This is a genomic window from Streptomyces sp. NPDC002790 (assembly GCF_040295505.1).
Lineage (GTDB): Bacteria > Actinomycetota > Actinomycetes > Streptomycetales > Streptomycetaceae > Streptomyces.
Genome location: NZ_JBEOVM010000013.1, coordinates 33,742 through 49,470, shown reverse-complemented (window position 1 = coordinate 49,470; position 15,729 = coordinate 33,742). Strand labels below are relative to the sequence as shown.

The window sequence follows — 15,729 nt, the reverse complement described above, 5'->3', positions numbered from 1 at the left end:
TGCGGGTTACCCCGCCGTAGACTCGGGTGCATGGCTACGGAAGACGCGGTGCGCGAGGCACTCGCGACAGTGAACGACCCCGAGATCAACCGGCCCATCACCGAGTTGGGGATGGTCAAATCGGTGGACATCGGTGCGGACGGCAGTGTCGCGGTCACCGTGTATCTGACCGTCTCGGGCTGTCCGATGCGCTCGACGATCGAGAACAACGTGCGGGACGCCGTCGCGGCCGTCGAGGGCGTGACCCGGGTCGACGTCACCCTCGACGTGATGAGCGACGAGCAGCGCAAGGAGCTGGCGACCGCGCTGCGCGGCGGCACCGCCGAGCGGGAGGTCCCGTTCGCCAAGCCGGGCTCGCTGACGCGCGTGTACGCGGTGGCCTCCGGCAAGGGCGGCGTCGGCAAGTCCTCGGTGACCGTGAACCTGGCGGCGGCGCTCGCCGCCGACGGCCTGAAGGTCGGCGTCGTCGACGCGGACATCTACGGACACAGCATCCCGCGCATGCTGGGCGCCGACGGCAAGCCCACCCAGGTCGAGGACATGATCATGCCGCCGTCGGCGAACGGCGTGAAGGTCATCTCGATCGGCATGTTCACGCCGGGCAACGCGCCGGTCGTGTGGCGCGGACCGATGCTGCACCGCGCGCTCCAGCAGTTCCTCGCGGACGTGTTCTGGGGCGACCTGGACGTGCTCCTGCTCGACCTGCCGCCCGGCACCGGCGACATCGCCATCTCCATCGCCCAGTTGGTCCCGAACGCCGAGATCCTGGTCGTCACCACGCCGCAGCAGGCCGCCGCCGAGGTCGCCGAGCGGGCCGGCTCGATCGCCGTGCAGACCCACCAGAAGATCGTCGGCGTCGTCGAGAACATGTCGGGGCTGCCCTGCCCGCACTGCGGCGAGATGGTCGACGTGTTCGGCACGGGCGGCGGGAAGCTGGTCGCCGAGGGCCTGACCAGGACCACGGGCGCCGAGGTGCCGGTGCTCGGCTCCATCCCCATCGACGTACGCCTGCGCGAGGGCGGCGACGAGGGCAGGCCGATCGTGCTCACCAACCCGGAGTCCCCGGCGGGCTCGGCGCTGCGCGAGATCGCGGACAAGCTCAGCGGGCGCCAGCGCGGCCTCTCGGGCATGTCGCTCGGGATCACGCCGCGCAACAAGTTCTGACGAGACGCCCATCGTGTCTCTGAGACACGAACAGAACGGCGGGCCGCCCATCCCGGGCGGCCCGCCGTTCTTCGTTACGCGTCCGGTTCCGGTTCCGGTTCCAGCGCCGCGATGTCCTTCACGACGGAGAACCCGAGCCCGTACGCACTCATGCCGCGCCCGTACGCGCCGAGGTGCACCCCGGCCTGCGTGGATCCTGCGAGCACCCAGCCGTACTCGGACTCCCGGTAGTGGAACGGGGTCGGCACCCCGTCCACCGGCAGCGTCAGCGTCGCCCAGTCGTCGGACGCGAGATCGTCCGCGAGCACCCACGCCGTCTCGGTCTGCTGCTCCAGCCAGTCGTCGCGCAGTGTGTGGTCCATCTGCACCGGCCAGGTGTAGGAGAGCAGCCCGACGCCGGCGAGCCAGGCCGCCGAGGAGACGGACGTGGCCTCCAGGACGCCGGTACCGTCGGCGGTGCGCCGTACCGGATTGGCGGCGACGGTCACCACGGCCGCGAACCGCTCGCTGTCCTCGGTGAGCTCGCTGCGTACGGAGGGCTCGTCACCGTGCCCGATCGAACCGTGCTCGACGGAACCGTCCGCCGTGGTGCCGACCTGCATCAGCCAACGCGGTCCCGTGAAGGCCTCGTCGAGGCCGTACCACGGGAAGGGCGCCAGCAGGTAGCCGTCGACCGTGCGCCGGGCCGCGAGGGCCTCGCCGGCCCCCTCGGTGGCCGGCGCCTGCGCGCCTACCCGACTCGTCGTCTCCATGTACCCGGCCGCCTCCTCGTCAGTTACGGACCGGCGCGGCCCGCCCCCCTCGGGCGTCCTCACGTCCGCTCCGCGCAACAAGAAGGCAGGATGCCACACCGGGTCCGCGGGGCCCGGTTTCGTCAGGCGTGGTTCAGCCGCGTTCGGGGTGGTTCGGGGTGGTTCAGGTCGCGTCCGCGTCGAAGGGCGGCGGGTCGATGGCGGCCGGCTTCCCGGACTTCTCGGGAGCCTTGCTCATGTCGACCGCCTCGGGGCGCTTCTGCATGTCCACGCGGCCACCGCCGCCGGACGGACTCGACGATCCGGAGTCCTCCAGCTCGCCGACGGTGCGCGCCGCGTCGGAGACGTCGGCCATTTCCTTCTTCAGGTCGAAGCCGTTGCGAATCTCCTTGAGCCCCAGCTCGTCACTGTCCAGCTGCTTGCGGATGAACGTCTTGGGGTTCAGGTCCTCGAACTCGAAATCCTTGAATTCCGGGCCGAGTTCGTCGCGAATGTCCTGCTTCGCACTGTCCGAGAAATCCCGGATCTTACGGATGGTGCGTGAAACGTCCTGAATGACCTTCGGGAGCTTGTCGGGGCCGAATACGAGAACGGCCAGCACGACGATCGCCACGACCTCCAGCGGGCCAATATCGTTGAACACCTTGCACTCCTAGCGTGTCCTCGGCCCGCGGTCGAACATCAGCAGCAGGTCTTCGGCAGGGTCCGGCAGCGGACCCGGTCCACGGTACCCGGCCCACCTGTCCATTCGGTAGCCACCGGACCACCTCCAGGATCTCGCATCCCACGCCATGACCGGTCAAGAACCGGTCAGATGTCGGTCAGCCGTCGTCGGCGGAACCGAGAACGAGCGACATTTCCCGCTCTTTTCCGTCCCGTTCGACCGTGACAACCAGTTTGTCCTTGGGGCGGTGCGTACGGATCTTGACGATCAACTCCTGGCCGGTGTGCACGCGGACGCCGTCGACCTCGGTGATCACATCGCCCGGCTCGATGCCCGCCTTGGCGCCGGGGCCGCCCGGGTTGACGGCCGAGCCGCCGCTGTTGCCCTTCGAGCCGACGCGGGCGCCGTCGCCCGAGAAGTCCATGTCGAGGGTGACCCCGATCACCGGATGTGTCGCCCGCCCGGCGTTGATCAGCTCCTCCGCCACGCGTTTCGCCTGGTTGACCGGGATCGCGAAGCCGAGGCCGATGGAGCCCGACTGCCCCTCCGGCAGCTCCGAACCGCCGGTGTCGGCCGACCGGATCGCGCTGTTGATGCCGATCACGCGGGCCTTCCCGTCGACCAGCGGGCCGCCCGAGTTGCCCGGGTTGATGGGTGCGTCGGTCTGTAGCGCGTCCACGTAGCTGACGTCGCTTCCGTCGCCCTTCCCGCCGCCCGCCGTGACGGGCCGGCCCTTGGCACTGATGATGCCGGAGGTGACCGTGTTCGCCAGGTCGAAGGGGGCGCCGACGGCTACGACCGGGTCGCCCACCTGCACGTTCTCCGAGTTGCCGAGCGGCAGCGGCTTGAGCCCGTGCACCCCGGACACCTTGATCACGGCGAGGTCGTAGCCGTTGTCGTGCCCGACCGGATCCGCGCGGGCGCTCTCACCGCTGGAGAACGTGACCGATATCTCACCGTCGGAGTCGGCCGGCGAGACGACGTGATTGTTCGTGAGGATGTGTCCCTGGCCGTCGAGCACGAAGCCGGTGCCGGTGCCCTGCTCCGAAGAACCCGAGGTGTGGATGGTGACGACGCCCGGCAGGGTGCGCGCCGCGATACCTGCCACGCTGCCGGGATCCCGGTGCGTGGACTCGACGCCGGCCTGCGGCAGTTGAATGCTCGCCCCGACCCCGACCCGCTCCATATACTCCCCGATCCCCCCACCAACGCCTCCGGCGACGAGGGCGACGACAACGGCCCCGAGCACGAGCCGACGCTTACACCGAGACCGAACCTGCTCAAGCCCCTGCGGCGATTGAGCAGGCTTTTCGAGCCCCTGAGACCGGTCGGTATCTTCAAGCCCGTGCCGCCGGTCGGTATTTTCAAGCCCCTGCGGCGATTGAGCAGGCTCTTCAAGCCCGTGCGGCCGGTCGGTATTCTCAAGCCCCTGCGGCGATTGAGCAGCGGGGTCCGGGGCGGAGCCCCGTGGCGTAGGGACAGCTCCGGCCGCGCCGCAGCCCACCGACCCGCCTTCGGCCTCGTCCATAACCCGCCGCTCTCCCCACACCTGGCCCACGGCCCACGGCACCGGCACCGCACCGCCTCACCTGGATTCAACCAGGTTCGACGGCGCGGGCGCAGAGAGTGTCAGCGCAGCGACGAAGGACGGGACGACGCGGTCGGCGACGAAGCCGAGGCAGCGGTAAGGCCGGGCCCTGTCGCCCCGAAGGCGATGCCGTCGGACGAGGCCGAGGGCGATCCGGTGGGCCGTGGCGCGACCGAGACCGCGACAGCGGGGGCGGCGGTGGGACGTATGAGAGGCGACATACGGGCCGCACCGGCCAACAACGGCGTCGAGAACGGATAGCCCGCACTCTCCGCATGGCCCCCGCCCGGCAGCAGCGGCGCTCCCGCCCCGGTCGGCGAGACCGGCGCCGCGAGGGCGCCCCCGCGCTGACCGAGCAGCGAGGAACCCGACCTGCGGCGCTGCGTGTCCGAAGCCGCGGCGGCACCCGACGACTGACTGCGCAGCGGCGTGACATTGCTGCCGGATCCACCACCGCGCGCGTCGGAGCTGTCGACCGGAGCCGCGGTCGTCACCCCGCCGAGCGCGATCGCGGCGAGCGACACCGCACCGGCCGCGGCGAAAGCGAAGCGGCGGGAGCGCGAGCCCCGGTCGCTCTCGTGCCGGTCGGCGCGGGCCACTTCGTGGATGCGGAAGCCGTGCTGGTCGCTGGGGAGGACGGCGGCGTGCGCGCCGGAGGGCGCGTAGCCGAAGGGCTCCGGGTCTACGTCGAAGACTCCCTGGCCGAAGCCCCGGATTCCGCCGAGGGGTCGGCCACTGCCGAATCCGCCTCCCCCGAACGGTGGGGTGCCACCGCCCTTGTCACCTCCTGCGGGCAGTCCCTGGAGGCGGGCGAGAAAGCTGTCGGAGGGCGGCGGCGGGGCTGCCTGCGCGAAGACGCTCTTGAGGCGGCGCTGGGCGTCGGCCTCGGCCTTGCATTTGGCACAGGTCGCCAGGTGCGCGAGGACGCGCTCACGGGCGTCGTGGTCCAACTCGCCGTCGACCAGGGCGGCCAGCCTGTCCCCCAGGTGTTCGTCGGCCGCGGTCTGTTGGCGTTCGGCAGGATTGAGACGTGATCCACTCACGCGGTCGCGCCCCCTCCTCCGAGGACAGGGAAGGCCCCCGTCCGACCGGCGCCCGCGAGCGTGCGGCGCTCCTTGCGGGCTTCGGGCGAGCGGTGCTGCAGCGCCTTGCGCAGCTGCGAACGGCCTCGGTGGATACGGCTGCGGACCGTGCCCAACTTCACACCGAGGGTCGCGGCGATCTCCTCGTAGGAGAGGCCCTCGATGTCGCACAGAACGACGGCGGCGCGGAACTCGGGCGCGAGGGTGTCCAGCGCCTGCTGGACGTCGGCGTCGAAGTGCGCGTCGTTGAACACCTGCTGCGGTGACGGCTCTCTGCTGGGCAGCCGCTCCGCGGCGTCGTCACCCAGCGCGTCGAAACGGATGCGCTGCTTGCGACGGACCATGTCGAGGAACAGGTTCGTGGTGATGCGGTGCAGCCAGCCCTCGAAGGTGCCGGGCGTGTACGTCGAGAGCGAACGGAAGACACGGACGAAGACCTCTTGTGTGAGGTCCTCCGCATCGTGCTGGTTCCCCGTCAGGCGGTACGCGAGACGGTAGACGCGGCCACTGTGCGTGCTGACGATCTCCTCCCACGAGGGGGGAGTCCACGCCTGCGAGTCCGCATCGGCGGCAAAGGTCGCGGTCTGTGCGGAGTCAACGGTGCGGATTCGGTCAGCGGTGTTGGTCACGGATTTCGGCTCACCCGCCGACCTGAGAAGACGCCGAAGCCTTCCTCTCCGATCCACAGGCGCAGCCGCACCTCCCCTATCGGCTCTGGTGGTGTCCAGTGGAGCACCTACCATAACCACTCCGTCCGTTAGCTCCGGATAAGCGTTTTTACTCAGATTTGCCGGTCGGTTCTCGACCGCCGCCCGCACGGCTGCCGCCATCGCGTTCTTCCCCGGTGTTCCCCTTGTCCAGCCTGCTCTTTCCCCCTGCCTGTTCAAACGCGCGGTCCCATCTGCGAGTTCCCGCCACCAACGGATAAAGTCACGCGCAGGCATCCACGGGGACGGGAGAGGGCCATTACCGGCAACCGGCAGACGAGTTGGGCGTTCGCCGACGCCTTTGTCGCCGAGGACGACGCGACTCGCTGGGCCCGCGACCGGGCCCGCGAGGCAGGGCTGTGCCCGGTGTCCCCCGGCGCGGGCGCGACGTTGGGGATGCTCGCTGCCACGGTAGGGGCGAAGGCCGTCGCCGAGATCGGTACGGGCACGGGCGTGTCCGGGCTCCACCTGCTGCACGGGATGCGGCCCGACGGCGTGCTCACCACGGTCGATCCCGAGCCGGAGCGGCAGCAGTTCGCGCGCCAGACGTTCCGCGCGGCCGGCTTCGCCACCAACCGGGCCCGGTTCATCCCGGGCCGCGCCCTCGATGTGCTGCCGCGGCTCGCCGACAGCGGGTACGACCTGGTCTTCTGCGACGGCGACCGGATGGAGTGCCTCGACTACCTCGCTGAATCGTTGCGCCTGCTCCGGACCGGTGGCCTGGTCGTCTTCCAGGGGGTCCTCGCCGAAGGGCGGACCGTCGACGCGGGGCCGCAGCCGGTGGAAGTGGTGCGCCAGCGCGAGCTCCTGCGGGCCGTACGGGAGAGCCCCGAGCTGATGGCCTCGGTACTGCCGGTCGGCGACGGGCTGCTCTGTGCCGTGAAGCGCTGACCCGGGCGCGGCGACACCCCGGACCCTCTGCCCTCTGCCCACACGACCGCCCGCACGCACGACTGCCCCGGCACCACATGGGTGCCGGGGCAGTCGAAAAGGTATGGTCGCTCGCGCGTCAGCCGACGACCGGCCCAACCCCGCCTCGGCGGGGCATGGACGCGGATGCAGAAGGTGTCAGCCCACTACCTTCTTCAGTTCGTCGCCGAGGGCGCTCGCCTCGTCCGGCGTCAGCTCGACCACGAGCCGACCGCCGCCTTCGAGCGGAACGCGCATGACGATGCCCCGCCCCTCCTTGGTCACCTCGAGCGGGCCGTCACCCGTCCGCGGCTTCATGGCCGCCATGCTCGTTCCCCTTCCTGAAACCAGCTCATCGTCAGCCGACGGCCCTCAGAGTGGGCACACGTCACCGGCATCGAACACATTGCTTCCAGGTCATTATCCCGCATCGCGGGACCCGATGACCAACATCGGTCGGCATCGCTTGCACAACGCGCTCGACCAAAACCCCTCAATTCGGGGATCCGACTGCGATACTGCGCCATCTTCGGACCCCGGCTGAGGCCAATTCGTTAGACGCAGGTCACATGCCGAGAGCGTTCCATGGGTCGTGATCTACGTCATGCTGAGCACGGACGACTGAGCGACCGCATAGGAGGAGTCCCATGGCCGACACCGTGCTCTACGAGGTGAGCGACGGGCTCGCGACGATCACGCTGAACCGCCCCGAGGCGATGAACGCGATGAACACCGAGGCCAAGGTCGCACTCCGCGACGCGGTGCAGGCGGCCGCCGCCGACGAGACGGTACGGGCGGTGCTTCTGACTGCGTCCGGCGACCGGGCGTTTTGCGTGGGTCAGGACCTCAAGGAGCACGTCGGCTCGCTGCTCGCGGACCAGGAGTCCGGCGAGGGCCGCACCATGAGCACGGTGCGCGAGCACTACAACCCGATCGTGCGAGCCCTGACCCAGATGCCGAAGCCCGTGGTGGCCGCGGTGAACGGCGTGGCGGCCGGTGCCGGGTTCGGGTTCGCGCTCTGTGCCGACTACCGGATCGTGGCGGACAGCGCGTCGTTCAACACCTCGTTCGCGGGCGTGGCGCTCACCGCCGACTCCGGGGTCTCTTGGACGCTGCCGCGCCTGATCGGCCCCGGCCGCGCGGCCGACCTACTGCTCTTCCCGCGCTCCTTGAAGGCCCAGGAGGCGTACGAGCTGGGGATCGCGAGCCGGCTCGTGCCTGCCGCCGAGCTCGCCGAAGAGGCCAGGAAGACGGCGCGCACCCTCGCCGAGGGCCCGACCGTCGCCTACGCCGCGCTGAAGGAGTCCGTCGCCTTCGCCGGGGACCACTCCCTCGACGAGGCGCTCGACAAGGAGGACGAGCTGCAGGCGCGGGCCGGCGCCTCCGAGGACCACACCATCGCGGTGCGGGCCTTCTTGGCGAAGGAGCAGCCGGTGTACCTGGGACGGTGAGCGGTCCCCTGGCGTCGCCGGTGCCGTGCGCTCGTGCGGCCCCGCGCCCCTATGGGGCGCGGTACGCACAGTCCGCCAGGTGGTCGTTGACCAGGCCGCAGGCCTGCATCAGCGCGTAGGCCGTCGTCGGGCCGACGAAACGCAGACCGCGCTTCTTGAGTTCCTTGGAGAGCGCCTTCGACTCGTCGGTGATCGCCGCCACGTCGCCGAGCTCTTTCGGGGCCGGGCGGGTGACGGCGTCCGGCGCGTACGACCAGATGAGCTTGTCCAGGTCGCCGGGCGACCAGTCCACGAGCACGCGCGCGTTGGCAAGCGTCGCGTCGATCTTGGCGCGGTTGCGGATGATGCCGACGTCGGCGAGCAGGCGCTCGCGGTCGGCGTCCGTGAAGGCCGCCACGTCCGCGATCTTGAAGCCGGAGAACGCGGCGCGGAAGCCCTCGCGGCGCCTGAGGATCGTGATCCAGGACAGGCCCGACTGGAAAGCCTCCAGACAGAGCCGCTCGAACAGCGCGTCGTCGCCGTGGACCGGGCGGCCCCACTCCTCGTCGTGGTACGCGACGTAGTCCTCGGTCGAGAGACCCCAGGGGCAGCGCGGCTTTCCGTCGGGGCCCGGGACGGCTCCCCCTGTCGGCTCGCTCACCGGAACCCCTCCCCCGTCTCGTATCCGAACCCGTACTCACCAGGTGGCGCGTAGCCCGTGTCGGGGCCCCGCTCCTTCGGCTGCGGGCCGGCCCGGGTGTGGGCCGAGGTGAGGGCGGCCTCCAGCTCCGTGATGCGCGCGTCCCGCTCGGCCAGTTCGGCGCCGAGACGGTCCAGCGCCTCGTCCACCTCCGCCATCCGGTAGCCACGCACCGCCGTGGGCAGCCGGAGCGCCTCCAGGTCGGCCGGGGCCAGGGGGCGGTCGGGCGGCAGCGGGTCCGCGTAGAACTGGGACGGCTCGTCGCGCAGCGCCCCGCTGTCGCCGCCGCCGATGACCGCGAACGTCACGGCCGCGATCACCACGACCAGCGCGGCGACCAGAAACAAGAACATGACCATGTCTGCCGTCCCCTGGGTCCGAACGGGCCGTGCGGCCCTCAACCGTCAGGCTTCGATCGTGCCATGCCGCACTGACAGTTAAGGTCGCAGACGACGCTCAACCAGGAACGAGAAGGAGAGTCACAGGGGATGCTCAGGCTGGGCCAGCACGAATTCGGTGCGCACGAGCCGGTGATCATGGCGATCGTGAACCGGACCCCGGACTCGTTCTACGACCAGGGCGCCACGTTCCGGGACGAGCCCGCGCTCGCCCGCGTCGAGCAGGCGGTGGCCGAGGGCGCCATGATCGTGGACATCGGTGGCGTGAAGGCAGGACCCGGCGAGGAGGTCACCGCCGAGGAGGAGGCGCGGCGGACCGTCGGCTTCGTCGCCGAGGTGCGGCGCCGCTTCCCCGACGTGATCATCAGCGTCGACACCTGGCGGCACGAGGTCGGCGACGCCGTGTGCGAGGTGGGCGCGGATCTGCTCAACGACGCGTGGGGCGGCGTCGACCCGAAGCTCGCGGAGGTCGCGGCGCGCCACCAGGTGGGCCTCGTGTGCACGCACGCGGGCGGCGCCGAGCCCCGCACGCGCCCGCACCGGGTGACGTACGAGGACGTGATGGCGGACATTCTGGATGTGACGGTCGGATACGCGGAGCGGGCCGTCGCCCTCGGGGTGCCGCGCGAGTCCGTGCTGATCGATCCCGGCCACGACTTCGGTAAGAACACGCGGCACTCCCTGGAGGCGACGCGGCGGCTTCCGGAGATGGTCGACACGGGGTGGCCGGTGCTCGTCTCGCTGTCCAACAAGGACTTCGTGGGCGAGACCCTCGACAAGTCGGTCAAGGAGCGCGTCATCGGGACGCTGGCCACGACCGCGGTGTCGGCCTGGCTCGGGGCGCAGGTCTACCGGGTGCACGAAGTCGCCGAGACGCGGCAGGTGCTGGACATGGTGGCGTCCATCGCGGGACACCGGCCCCCGGCGGTCGCCCGCCGGGGACTCGCGTAACGGCCCGCTGAAGGGGCCTACTTGCCCGTCTCCTTGGTGACCAGCGTGATCGCCTCCTCCACGTCGTCCGTGATGTGGAACAGCATCAGATCCACCTCTGAGGCCTTGCCCTGGGCGATCACCGTGTTCTTCAGCCAGTCGACCAGACCGCTCCAGTACTGCGAGCCGAAGAGGACGATCGGGAAGCGCGTCACCTTCGTGGTCTGCACGAGGGTGAGCGCCTCGAAGAGCTCGTCCAGGGTGCCGAGGCCGCCGGGGAGCACCACGAAGCCCTGGGCGTACTTCACGAACATCGTCTTCCGTACGAAGAAGTAGCGGAAGTTCAGGCCCAGGTCGACGTACGGGTTGAGGCCCTGCTCGAAGGGCAGCTCGATGCCGAGGCCGACCGAGGTGCCCTTGGCCTCCACGGCGCCCTGGTTGGCCGCCTGCATGGCGCCGGGGCCGCCACCGGTGATCACCGCGAACCCGGCCTCCACCAGCGCCTTGCCGATGGCGACGCCCGCCGCGTACTCCGGGGAGTCCTCCGGGGTGCGCGCCGAGCCGAACACGCTGATCGCGGGCGGCAGTTCGGCGAGCGTGCCGAAGCCCTCGATGAACTCCGACTGGATGCGCAGGACCCGCCACGGGTCGGTGTGCACCCACCCCGAGGGGCCTTCGGTGTCGAGCAGACGCTGGTCGCTCGTCCCTGGCTGCATCTGGTCACGGCGCCGGACCACCGGCCCCGTCCGCTGCTCCACGGGACGTCGCTTGCCCTCCGGGTTGCTCATCGTCTGCTCCCTTCCTGCGTGCATTTCGTGCTGGGGTCCGGGGGTTACCCACCGGGGAGACACAGCACGCACTTACGTAGAGCAAGGGTAGGTCTACGCGGGTTACATACGAGGGACCTGGACGTATCAGGAAGCGGTGAGCCAGGCGGCCAGGCGCTTCTCGCCCTCCAGGATGAGCGAGGTATCGACCCGCTCGTCGATCTTGTGCGCGAAGATCGGGTTGCCGGGGCCGTAATTGACCGCCGGAACGCCGAGTGCGCTGAAGCGGGAGACGTCGGTCCAGCCGAACTTCGGGCGTACTTCGCCGCCCACGGCGGCCACGAAGGCGGCGGCAGCGGGATGGTTCAGGCCGGGCCGGGCGCCGCCCGTGTGGTCGTCGACGACGATCTCCTCGATGGGGCAGCCGGCGAAGAAGTCGCGGACGAACTGCTCGGCCTCCGCCATCGACCGGTCGGGCGCGTAGCGGAAGTTGACGGTGACGGCGCACTCGTCCGGGATGACGTTGGTGGCGACGCCGCCCTCGATACGGACCGCGTTGAGGCCCTCGTGGAACTCCAGGCCGTCGACGACCGGCTTGCGGGGCTCGTAGGCGGCGAGGCGCTCCAGGATGGGGGACGCAGCGTGGATGGCGTTGTGTCCCATCCACGCGCGCGCGGAGTGGGCCCGCTCGCCCTTGGTCTTCAGGATGACGCGCAGGGTGCCCTGGCAGCCGCCCTCCACGTCGCCGTTCGTCCCCTCCAGGAGGATCGCGAAGTCGCCCTCCAGCCAGTCGGGGTGGGCGTCGGCCACATGCCCGAGCCCGTTGAGGTGTGCGGCGACCTCTTCGTTGTCGTAGAAGACGAAGGTGAGGTCGCGGTTGGGCTCGCGGACCGTCCGCGCGATCCGCAGCTGGACCGCGACGCCCGCCTTCATGTCGCTGGTGCCGCAGCCCCACAGGACGCCGTCCTCGTCGAGCCGCGAGGGCACGTTGTCGGCGATCGGGACCGTGTCGATGTGTCCCGCGAGGATGATCCGCTCGTCGTGCCCCAGGTTCGTCCGGGCCACGATGTTGTTGCCGTACCGGTCCACCGTGAGGTGCGGCAGCTCCCGCAGGGCCTCCTCGATCGCGTCGGCGAGCTCCTTCTCGCTGCCACTCGGCGAGGCGAAGTCGACCAGCTGCGCCGTGAGGCGCGCGGCGTCCTGGGTGAGGTCAAGGGGGGTGCGGTCCATGGCGTCGAGCCTAATACCCGTGGGACGAGGGGCCTGTCAGTGGACTCCAGTACCTTGGACGCGTGCCTGAGCCCCCCACTCTCGTCCGGCGCGGCCGCCTCCTGCGGATCGGCGCGGCCGTCGTCGTGCTGCTCGCTGTGGCCACGTACATGGCGGTGCAGTACGCGACCGGGGGCCGCTCCAAGCCGAGATGCACGGTCATCTCGGCGGACGGGGAGGGGGACGGGGCGACGTACGAGTTCACCTCCGAGCAGGCGGTGAACGCGGCGACGATCGCGGCCGTCGGCACCTCGCACGGCATGCCCGAGCGCGCCGTCACGATCGCCCTCGCGACGGCGCTGCAGGAGTCGGGGCTGCGCAATATCGACTACGGCGACCGGGACTCGCTGGGCCTGTTCCAGCAGCGGCCCACGAAGGGCTGGGGCACCGCGGACCAGATCATGGATCCGGCGTACGCCTCCGAGCGCTTCTACTCGCACCTGGCGCAGATCCCCGGCTACTCGCGGCTCCCGCTGACCGCGGCCGCGCAGCGCGTGCAGCGCAGCGGCTTTCCGCAGGCGTACGCGAAGCACGAGCCGGACGCGACGTTGCTGGCCGCCTCGCTGACCGGTCGCGCCGCCGCGTCGCTCACCTGCGACGGGCGGGCGCTCGGTGGCGAGGGTGTGCGGTCCGGCGACCCCGCGCGCGTGCGGGCCGCGCTCGCCCGTGACTTCGGGCGGGACGTGGCGTCCGCGAAAGGGTCGGGCGAGAGGTCCGTCCGCGTCCCCGTGCCTGCCGCCGTCGACTCGGCCGAGGGCGGGGAGCGGCAGCGCGGCTGGGAGCTGGCGCAGTGGGCGGTGGCCAACTCCTCGACGCTGCGCATCGAGCGGGTCTCCTACGCGGGCCGCGAGTGGGCCGCCGGTGGGTCCGGGGACACCTGGCGCAAGGTGTCCTCCGCGAAGCGGGGTGGCCGGTCCGGTCCCGCGGCCTCGATGACCGTCGGTGAGGTCCGGATCGTCACTGGGCAGTAGTCCGGGCGCTCACTCGAACGGGTAACGCGGATCATGCTGGGTGGACGTCGAGAGGGCACCTTCGGGTGAGGTGGGGCGCTGCCCCCAAGACCCTTGTGAGCAGGGCGGCGTAAGGGTTCTGCAGAGGGCGGCGATGCGTGCACTTTGCCCGTTTCTGCCCACAACTGATAATGCGACGCATTACGAACCCTTTACGTTTCCGACCCGCAACCTTCCTGGGGGCTGGGGCTGTTGTCACGGCGTCCGATCGCCGCACGGCAACCGGGCGCCAAACGTTCTCTCCCGTCTAAGGAGCATCATGTCCCTCCCCCTGACCCGTCGGATCGCCCGCGCCGCGCTGCTCGTTGCGGCAGGAGCGGCGCCCGTGGTCGGTGCGGCCGGCTCCGCCAGCGCCGTCGCCCTTCCGGCCACGACCGATCTGGGCGGTGTGACCGCCCTGGACGGTGCGAACGTGGGCGGCACCGTCGACGGCGCGGCGCGGCATGCCACCGGTGCTGCCGGTGCCACCGGCGGCAAGGCCGTCCAGAAGGCCGTGCCGGCGGCGGGCAAGGTCGTGGGCTCCGGCGCGAAGACCGCCACGCCGGCGGCACAGGAGGCCGCGGGTGGGGCGGCCGGTAGCGCGGGTGACGTGCTCGGTGAGACGACCAAGACCGCGACGGATGGTGGGCTGCCGGTGGGTGGTGGTGGCCTGCCGACCGGGGCGCTGGGCAACCTGCCGATCGGCTGACCGCCGGTTTGGTTGAACGGGGTGCCGGGAGCGTTCTGCTCCTGGTGCCCCGTTTTGCTGCCGGGCCGTGCCGTGGCCGGGGCCTGTCGTATGGGTGCGCGGCACCGGGGTGCCGCCTTGCCCACCCTGCCGCCCAAGGCGGCAGATTGCCCAAGGCGGGGGTGGTCGACCGCAACCGGTAGGGAGGCGGGTGGCGGCAGATTGCCCAAGGCGGGGGTGGCGGCCACCCGTACGCCTGAGTGGCGGGTTACCCAGGCGGTGGCGGTGCCCCGTCGGGCCGACGCTCCCGGAGGGGGCGGGTGGGTGGGAGATGGGCGGGCAGCCTGGTGGCGGTCCACTGCACCGTGGCGGTGGGTGGATCAAACCCCGCTCTTGAGCGAGAGCCGACGCCCCCGGGCGGAGCCCCCGGCTCGTGAGGCCCCGGCTCGTGAGGCTCCGCCCACGGGCGGAGCCCACAGGTGCCCGGTGGTGGGAGCCGGCAGGCCCCCACCACCCCTCAGGCCAGCCGGGCCACCGCCGCCGCCACTCGGTCGTCCGAGGCTGTCAGGGCTACGCGGACGAAGGTGGTGCCCGCCTCGCCGTAGAAGTCGCCGGGGGCCACCAGGATGCCGAGGTCGGCCAGGGCGGACACCGTGTCCCAGCAGGACTCGTCGCGGGTGGCCCAGAGGTACAGGCTCGCCTCGCTGTGTTCGATGCGGAAGCCGTGGGCCAGCAGAGCCGAGCGCAGCGCCTCGCGGCGAGCCGCGTAACGCTCGCGCTGCACCCGCACGTGCTCGTCGTCGCCGAGCGCCGCGACGACCGCCGCCTGCGTCGGCGCGGAGGTCATCATGCCGCCGTGCTTGCGGATCTGGAGGAGCGGGCCGAGCACCGAGGCGTCGCCAGCGATGAACGCCGCACGGTAACCCGCCAGGTTCGAGCGCTTCGAGAGCGAGTGGACCGCGACCAGACCCTCGTGCGAGCCCCCGTTGACGTCCGGGTGCAGGACCGAGACCGGGTCGGCCTCCCAGCCCAGCTCCAGGTAGCACTCGTCGGAGAAGATCAGGATGCCGTGCGACCGCGCCCAGTCCACGATGCGCTTCAGCTCGTCCTTGCCAAGGACCCGACCCGTGGGGTTCGACGGGGAGTTGAGCCACAGGAGCTTCAGGCCGGCCGGGTCGAGCTCGGTCGGGTCGTCGTAGACGACGTGGTCCGCGCGGGCCAGCCGGGCGCCCACCTCGTACGTCGGGTACGCGAGGCGCGGGTACGCGACCTTGTCACCCGGGCCGAGGCCCAGCTGGGTGGGGAGCCAGGCGACCAGTTCCTTGGAACCGACGACCGGCAGGACGTTCGTGTGGTCGAAGCCACGGGCGCCGAGGCGGCGTTCGCACCAGCCGACGAGCGCGTCACGCAGCTCGGGGGTGCCCCAGACCGTCGGGTAGCCCGGCGAGTTCGCGGCGTCGACCAGCGCCTTCTGGATCAGTTCGGGCACCGGGTCGACGGGCGTGCCGACGGAGAGGTCGACGATGCCGTCCGGGTGCGCCGCGGCCGTCTTCTTGTACGGCTCCAGCTTGTCCCAGGGGAAGGCGGGGAGGCGGTCGATGGGGGCCGGGACGGTGGACACGGTCAGCTCGCTCTCATACGGGGTGGTGGAACAAATACCTCGGTCCCGTACGGCAGTCAGAGCCGTACGGG

General features: G+C 70.9%; 16 protein-coding genes and 1 pseudogene. 6 read left to right on the top strand and 11 right to left on the bottom strand.

Features of this window, described 5'->3' with window-relative positions:
- Positions 1-30 precede the first annotated feature (30 nt).
- Positions 31-1,164: an Mrp/NBP35 family ATP-binding protein gene (locus tag ABT004_RS09765; RefSeq protein ID WP_351333454.1), complete on the top strand. Its 1,134-nt coding sequence runs from the start codon at positions 31-33 to the stop codon at positions 1,162-1,164.
- 74 nt (positions 1,165-1,238) lie between these two features.
- Here ABT004_RS09765 and ABT004_RS09760 read toward each other — a convergent pair whose 3' ends face one another.
- From ABT004_RS09760 to sigE, 5 genes and pseudogenes are all read right to left on the bottom strand, one after another.
- Complete coding sequence (locus tag ABT004_RS09760) at positions 1,239-1,916, bottom strand: hypothetical protein (protein WP_351333452.1); 678 nt, start codon at positions 1,914-1,916, stop codon at positions 1,239-1,241.
- Between the two features lie 163 nt (positions 1,917-2,079).
- Positions 2,080-2,559 (bottom strand): sec-independent translocase, encoded by a 480-nt coding sequence (locus ABT004_RS09755; protein ID WP_351333450.1) that lies wholly within the window; start codon positions 2,557-2,559, stop codon positions 2,080-2,082.
- Positions 2,560-2,737: 178 nt separating this feature from the next.
- Positions 2,738-3,847, bottom strand: a pseudogene (locus tag ABT004_RS09750) (S1C family serine protease); the annotation flags it as partial.
- Positions 3,848-4,209: 362 nt separating this feature from the next.
- On the bottom strand, positions 4,210-5,211 hold the full coding sequence (locus tag ABT004_RS09745) for an anti-sigma factor family protein (RefSeq protein WP_351333448.1): 1,002 nt from the start codon (positions 5,209-5,211) through the stop codon (positions 4,210-4,212).
- The gene (gene sigE / locus ABT004_RS09740) at positions 5,208-5,993 is read right to left on the bottom strand and encodes an RNA polymerase sigma factor SigE (RefSeq protein WP_351333445.1); all 786 of its coding nucleotides are present in this window, start codon (positions 5,991-5,993) and stop codon (positions 5,208-5,210) included. The genes ABT004_RS09745 and sigE overlap by 4 nt, the downstream gene beginning before the upstream one ends.
- 156 nt (positions 5,994-6,149) lie before the next feature.
- Between sigE and ABT004_RS09735 the strand changes: the two genes are divergently transcribed.
- Positions 6,150-6,848: an O-methyltransferase gene (locus ABT004_RS09735; RefSeq protein WP_351333591.1), complete on the top strand. Its 699-nt coding sequence runs from the start codon at positions 6,150-6,152 to the stop codon at positions 6,846-6,848.
- A 177-nt stretch (positions 6,849-7,025) separates the two neighbouring features.
- Here ABT004_RS09735 and ABT004_RS09730 read toward each other — a convergent pair whose 3' ends face one another.
- Complete coding sequence (locus ABT004_RS09730) at positions 7,026-7,193, bottom strand: DUF3117 domain-containing protein (RefSeq protein WP_266713770.1); 168 nt, start codon at positions 7,191-7,193, stop codon at positions 7,026-7,028.
- Positions 7,194-7,513: 320 nt separating this feature from the next.
- On the opposite strand from ABT004_RS09730, the gene chcB reads away from it, so the two are divergent.
- A complete protein-coding gene (chcB, locus tag ABT004_RS09725; RefSeq protein WP_351333442.1) occupies positions 7,514-8,317 on the top strand; it encodes a 2-cyclohexenylcarbonyl CoA isomerase in 804 nt (267 codons plus the stop codon).
- Positions 8,318-8,366: 49 nt separating this feature from the next.
- Here the strand turns inward: chcB and ABT004_RS09720 are convergent, their stop codons facing one another.
- Together ABT004_RS09720 and ABT004_RS09715 are read right to left on the bottom strand one after the other, a co-directional pair.
- Positions 8,367-8,957, bottom strand: coding sequence for a DNA-3-methyladenine glycosylase I (locus tag ABT004_RS09720; RefSeq protein ID WP_351333440.1), 591 nt, complete (start codon positions 8,955-8,957; stop codon positions 8,367-8,369).
- Entirely contained in the window at positions 8,954-9,355 is a 402-nt protein-coding gene (locus tag ABT004_RS09715; RefSeq protein ID WP_351333438.1) for a DivIVA domain-containing protein, read from the bottom strand. The genes ABT004_RS09720 and ABT004_RS09715 overlap by 4 nt, the downstream gene beginning before the upstream one ends.
- Positions 9,356-9,484: 129 nt before the next feature.
- On the opposite strand from ABT004_RS09715, the gene folP reads away from it, so the two are divergent.
- On the top strand, positions 9,485-10,345 hold the full coding sequence (gene folP / locus ABT004_RS09710; protein WP_351333436.1) for a dihydropteroate synthase: 861 nt from the start codon (positions 9,485-9,487) through the stop codon (positions 10,343-10,345).
- A 17-nt stretch (positions 10,346-10,362) separates the two neighbouring features.
- Here folP and ABT004_RS09705 read toward each other — a convergent pair whose 3' ends face one another.
- A complete protein-coding gene (locus ABT004_RS09705) occupies positions 10,363-11,112 on the bottom strand; it encodes an LOG family protein (protein WP_351333434.1) in 750 nt (249 codons plus the stop codon).
- 126 nt (positions 11,113-11,238) lie between these two features.
- Positions 11,239-12,321 (bottom strand): succinyl-diaminopimelate desuccinylase, encoded by a 1,083-nt coding sequence (gene dapE / locus ABT004_RS09700; protein ID WP_351333432.1) that lies wholly within the window; start codon positions 12,319-12,321, stop codon positions 11,239-11,241.
- A gap of 62 nt (positions 12,322-12,383) precedes the next feature.
- Between dapE and ABT004_RS09695 the strand changes: the two genes are divergently transcribed.
- Both ABT004_RS09695 and ABT004_RS09690 read left to right on the top strand, forming a co-directional pair.
- Positions 12,384-13,331: a VldE C-terminal domain-containing protein gene (locus tag ABT004_RS09695; RefSeq protein ID WP_351333430.1), complete on the top strand. Its 948-nt coding sequence runs from the start codon at positions 12,384-12,386 to the stop codon at positions 13,329-13,331.
- A 298-nt stretch (positions 13,332-13,629) separates the two neighbouring features.
- Positions 13,630-14,058 carry an ATP-binding protein gene (locus ABT004_RS09690; protein ID WP_351333428.1) on the top strand — a complete coding sequence of 143 codons (429 nt, stop codon included), beginning with the start codon at positions 13,630-13,632 and terminating at the stop codon, positions 14,056-14,058.
- Between the two features lie 496 nt (positions 14,059-14,554).
- Here ABT004_RS09690 and ABT004_RS09685 read toward each other — a convergent pair whose 3' ends face one another.
- The gene (locus ABT004_RS09685) at positions 14,555-15,658 is read right to left on the bottom strand and encodes a bifunctional succinyldiaminopimelate transaminase/glutamate-prephenate aminotransferase (protein ID WP_351333426.1); all 1,104 of its coding nucleotides are present in this window, start codon (positions 15,656-15,658) and stop codon (positions 14,555-14,557) included.
- Between the last annotated feature and the right edge of the window lie 71 nt (positions 15,659-15,729).

Coding starts and splice junctions, on each gene's coding strand:
- ABT004_RS09765 (WP_351333454.1), top strand. CDS start 31: ATGGCTACGGAAGACGCGGTGCGCGAGGCACTCGCGACAGTGAACGAC.
- ABT004_RS09760 (WP_351333452.1), bottom strand. CDS start 1,916: ATGGAGACGACGAGTCGGGTAGGCGCGCAGGCGCCGGCCACCGAGGGG.
- sigE (WP_351333445.1), bottom strand. CDS start 5,993: ATGGTAGGTGCTCCACTGGACACCACCAGAGCCGATAGGGGAGGTGCG.
- ABT004_RS09730 (WP_266713770.1), bottom strand. CDS start 7,193: ATGGCGGCCATGAAGCCGCGGACGGGTGACGGCCCGCTCGAGGTGACC.
- chcB (WP_351333442.1), top strand. CDS start 7,514: ATGGCCGACACCGTGCTCTACGAGGTGAGCGACGGGCTCGCGACGATC.
- ABT004_RS09715 (WP_351333438.1), bottom strand. CDS start 9,355: ATGGTCATGTTCTTGTTTCTGGTCGCCGCGCTGGTCGTGGTGATCGCG.
- folP (WP_351333436.1), top strand. CDS start 9,485: ATGCTCAGGCTGGGCCAGCACGAATTCGGTGCGCACGAGCCGGTGATC.
- ABT004_RS09705 (WP_351333434.1), bottom strand. CDS start 11,112: ATGAGCAACCCGGAGGGCAAGCGACGTCCCGTGGAGCAGCGGACGGGG.
- dapE (WP_351333432.1), bottom strand. CDS start 12,321: ATGGACCGCACCCCCCTTGACCTCACCCAGGACGCCGCGCGCCTCACG.
- ABT004_RS09690 (WP_351333428.1), top strand. CDS start 13,630: ATGTCCCTCCCCCTGACCCGTCGGATCGCCCGCGCCGCGCTGCTCGTT.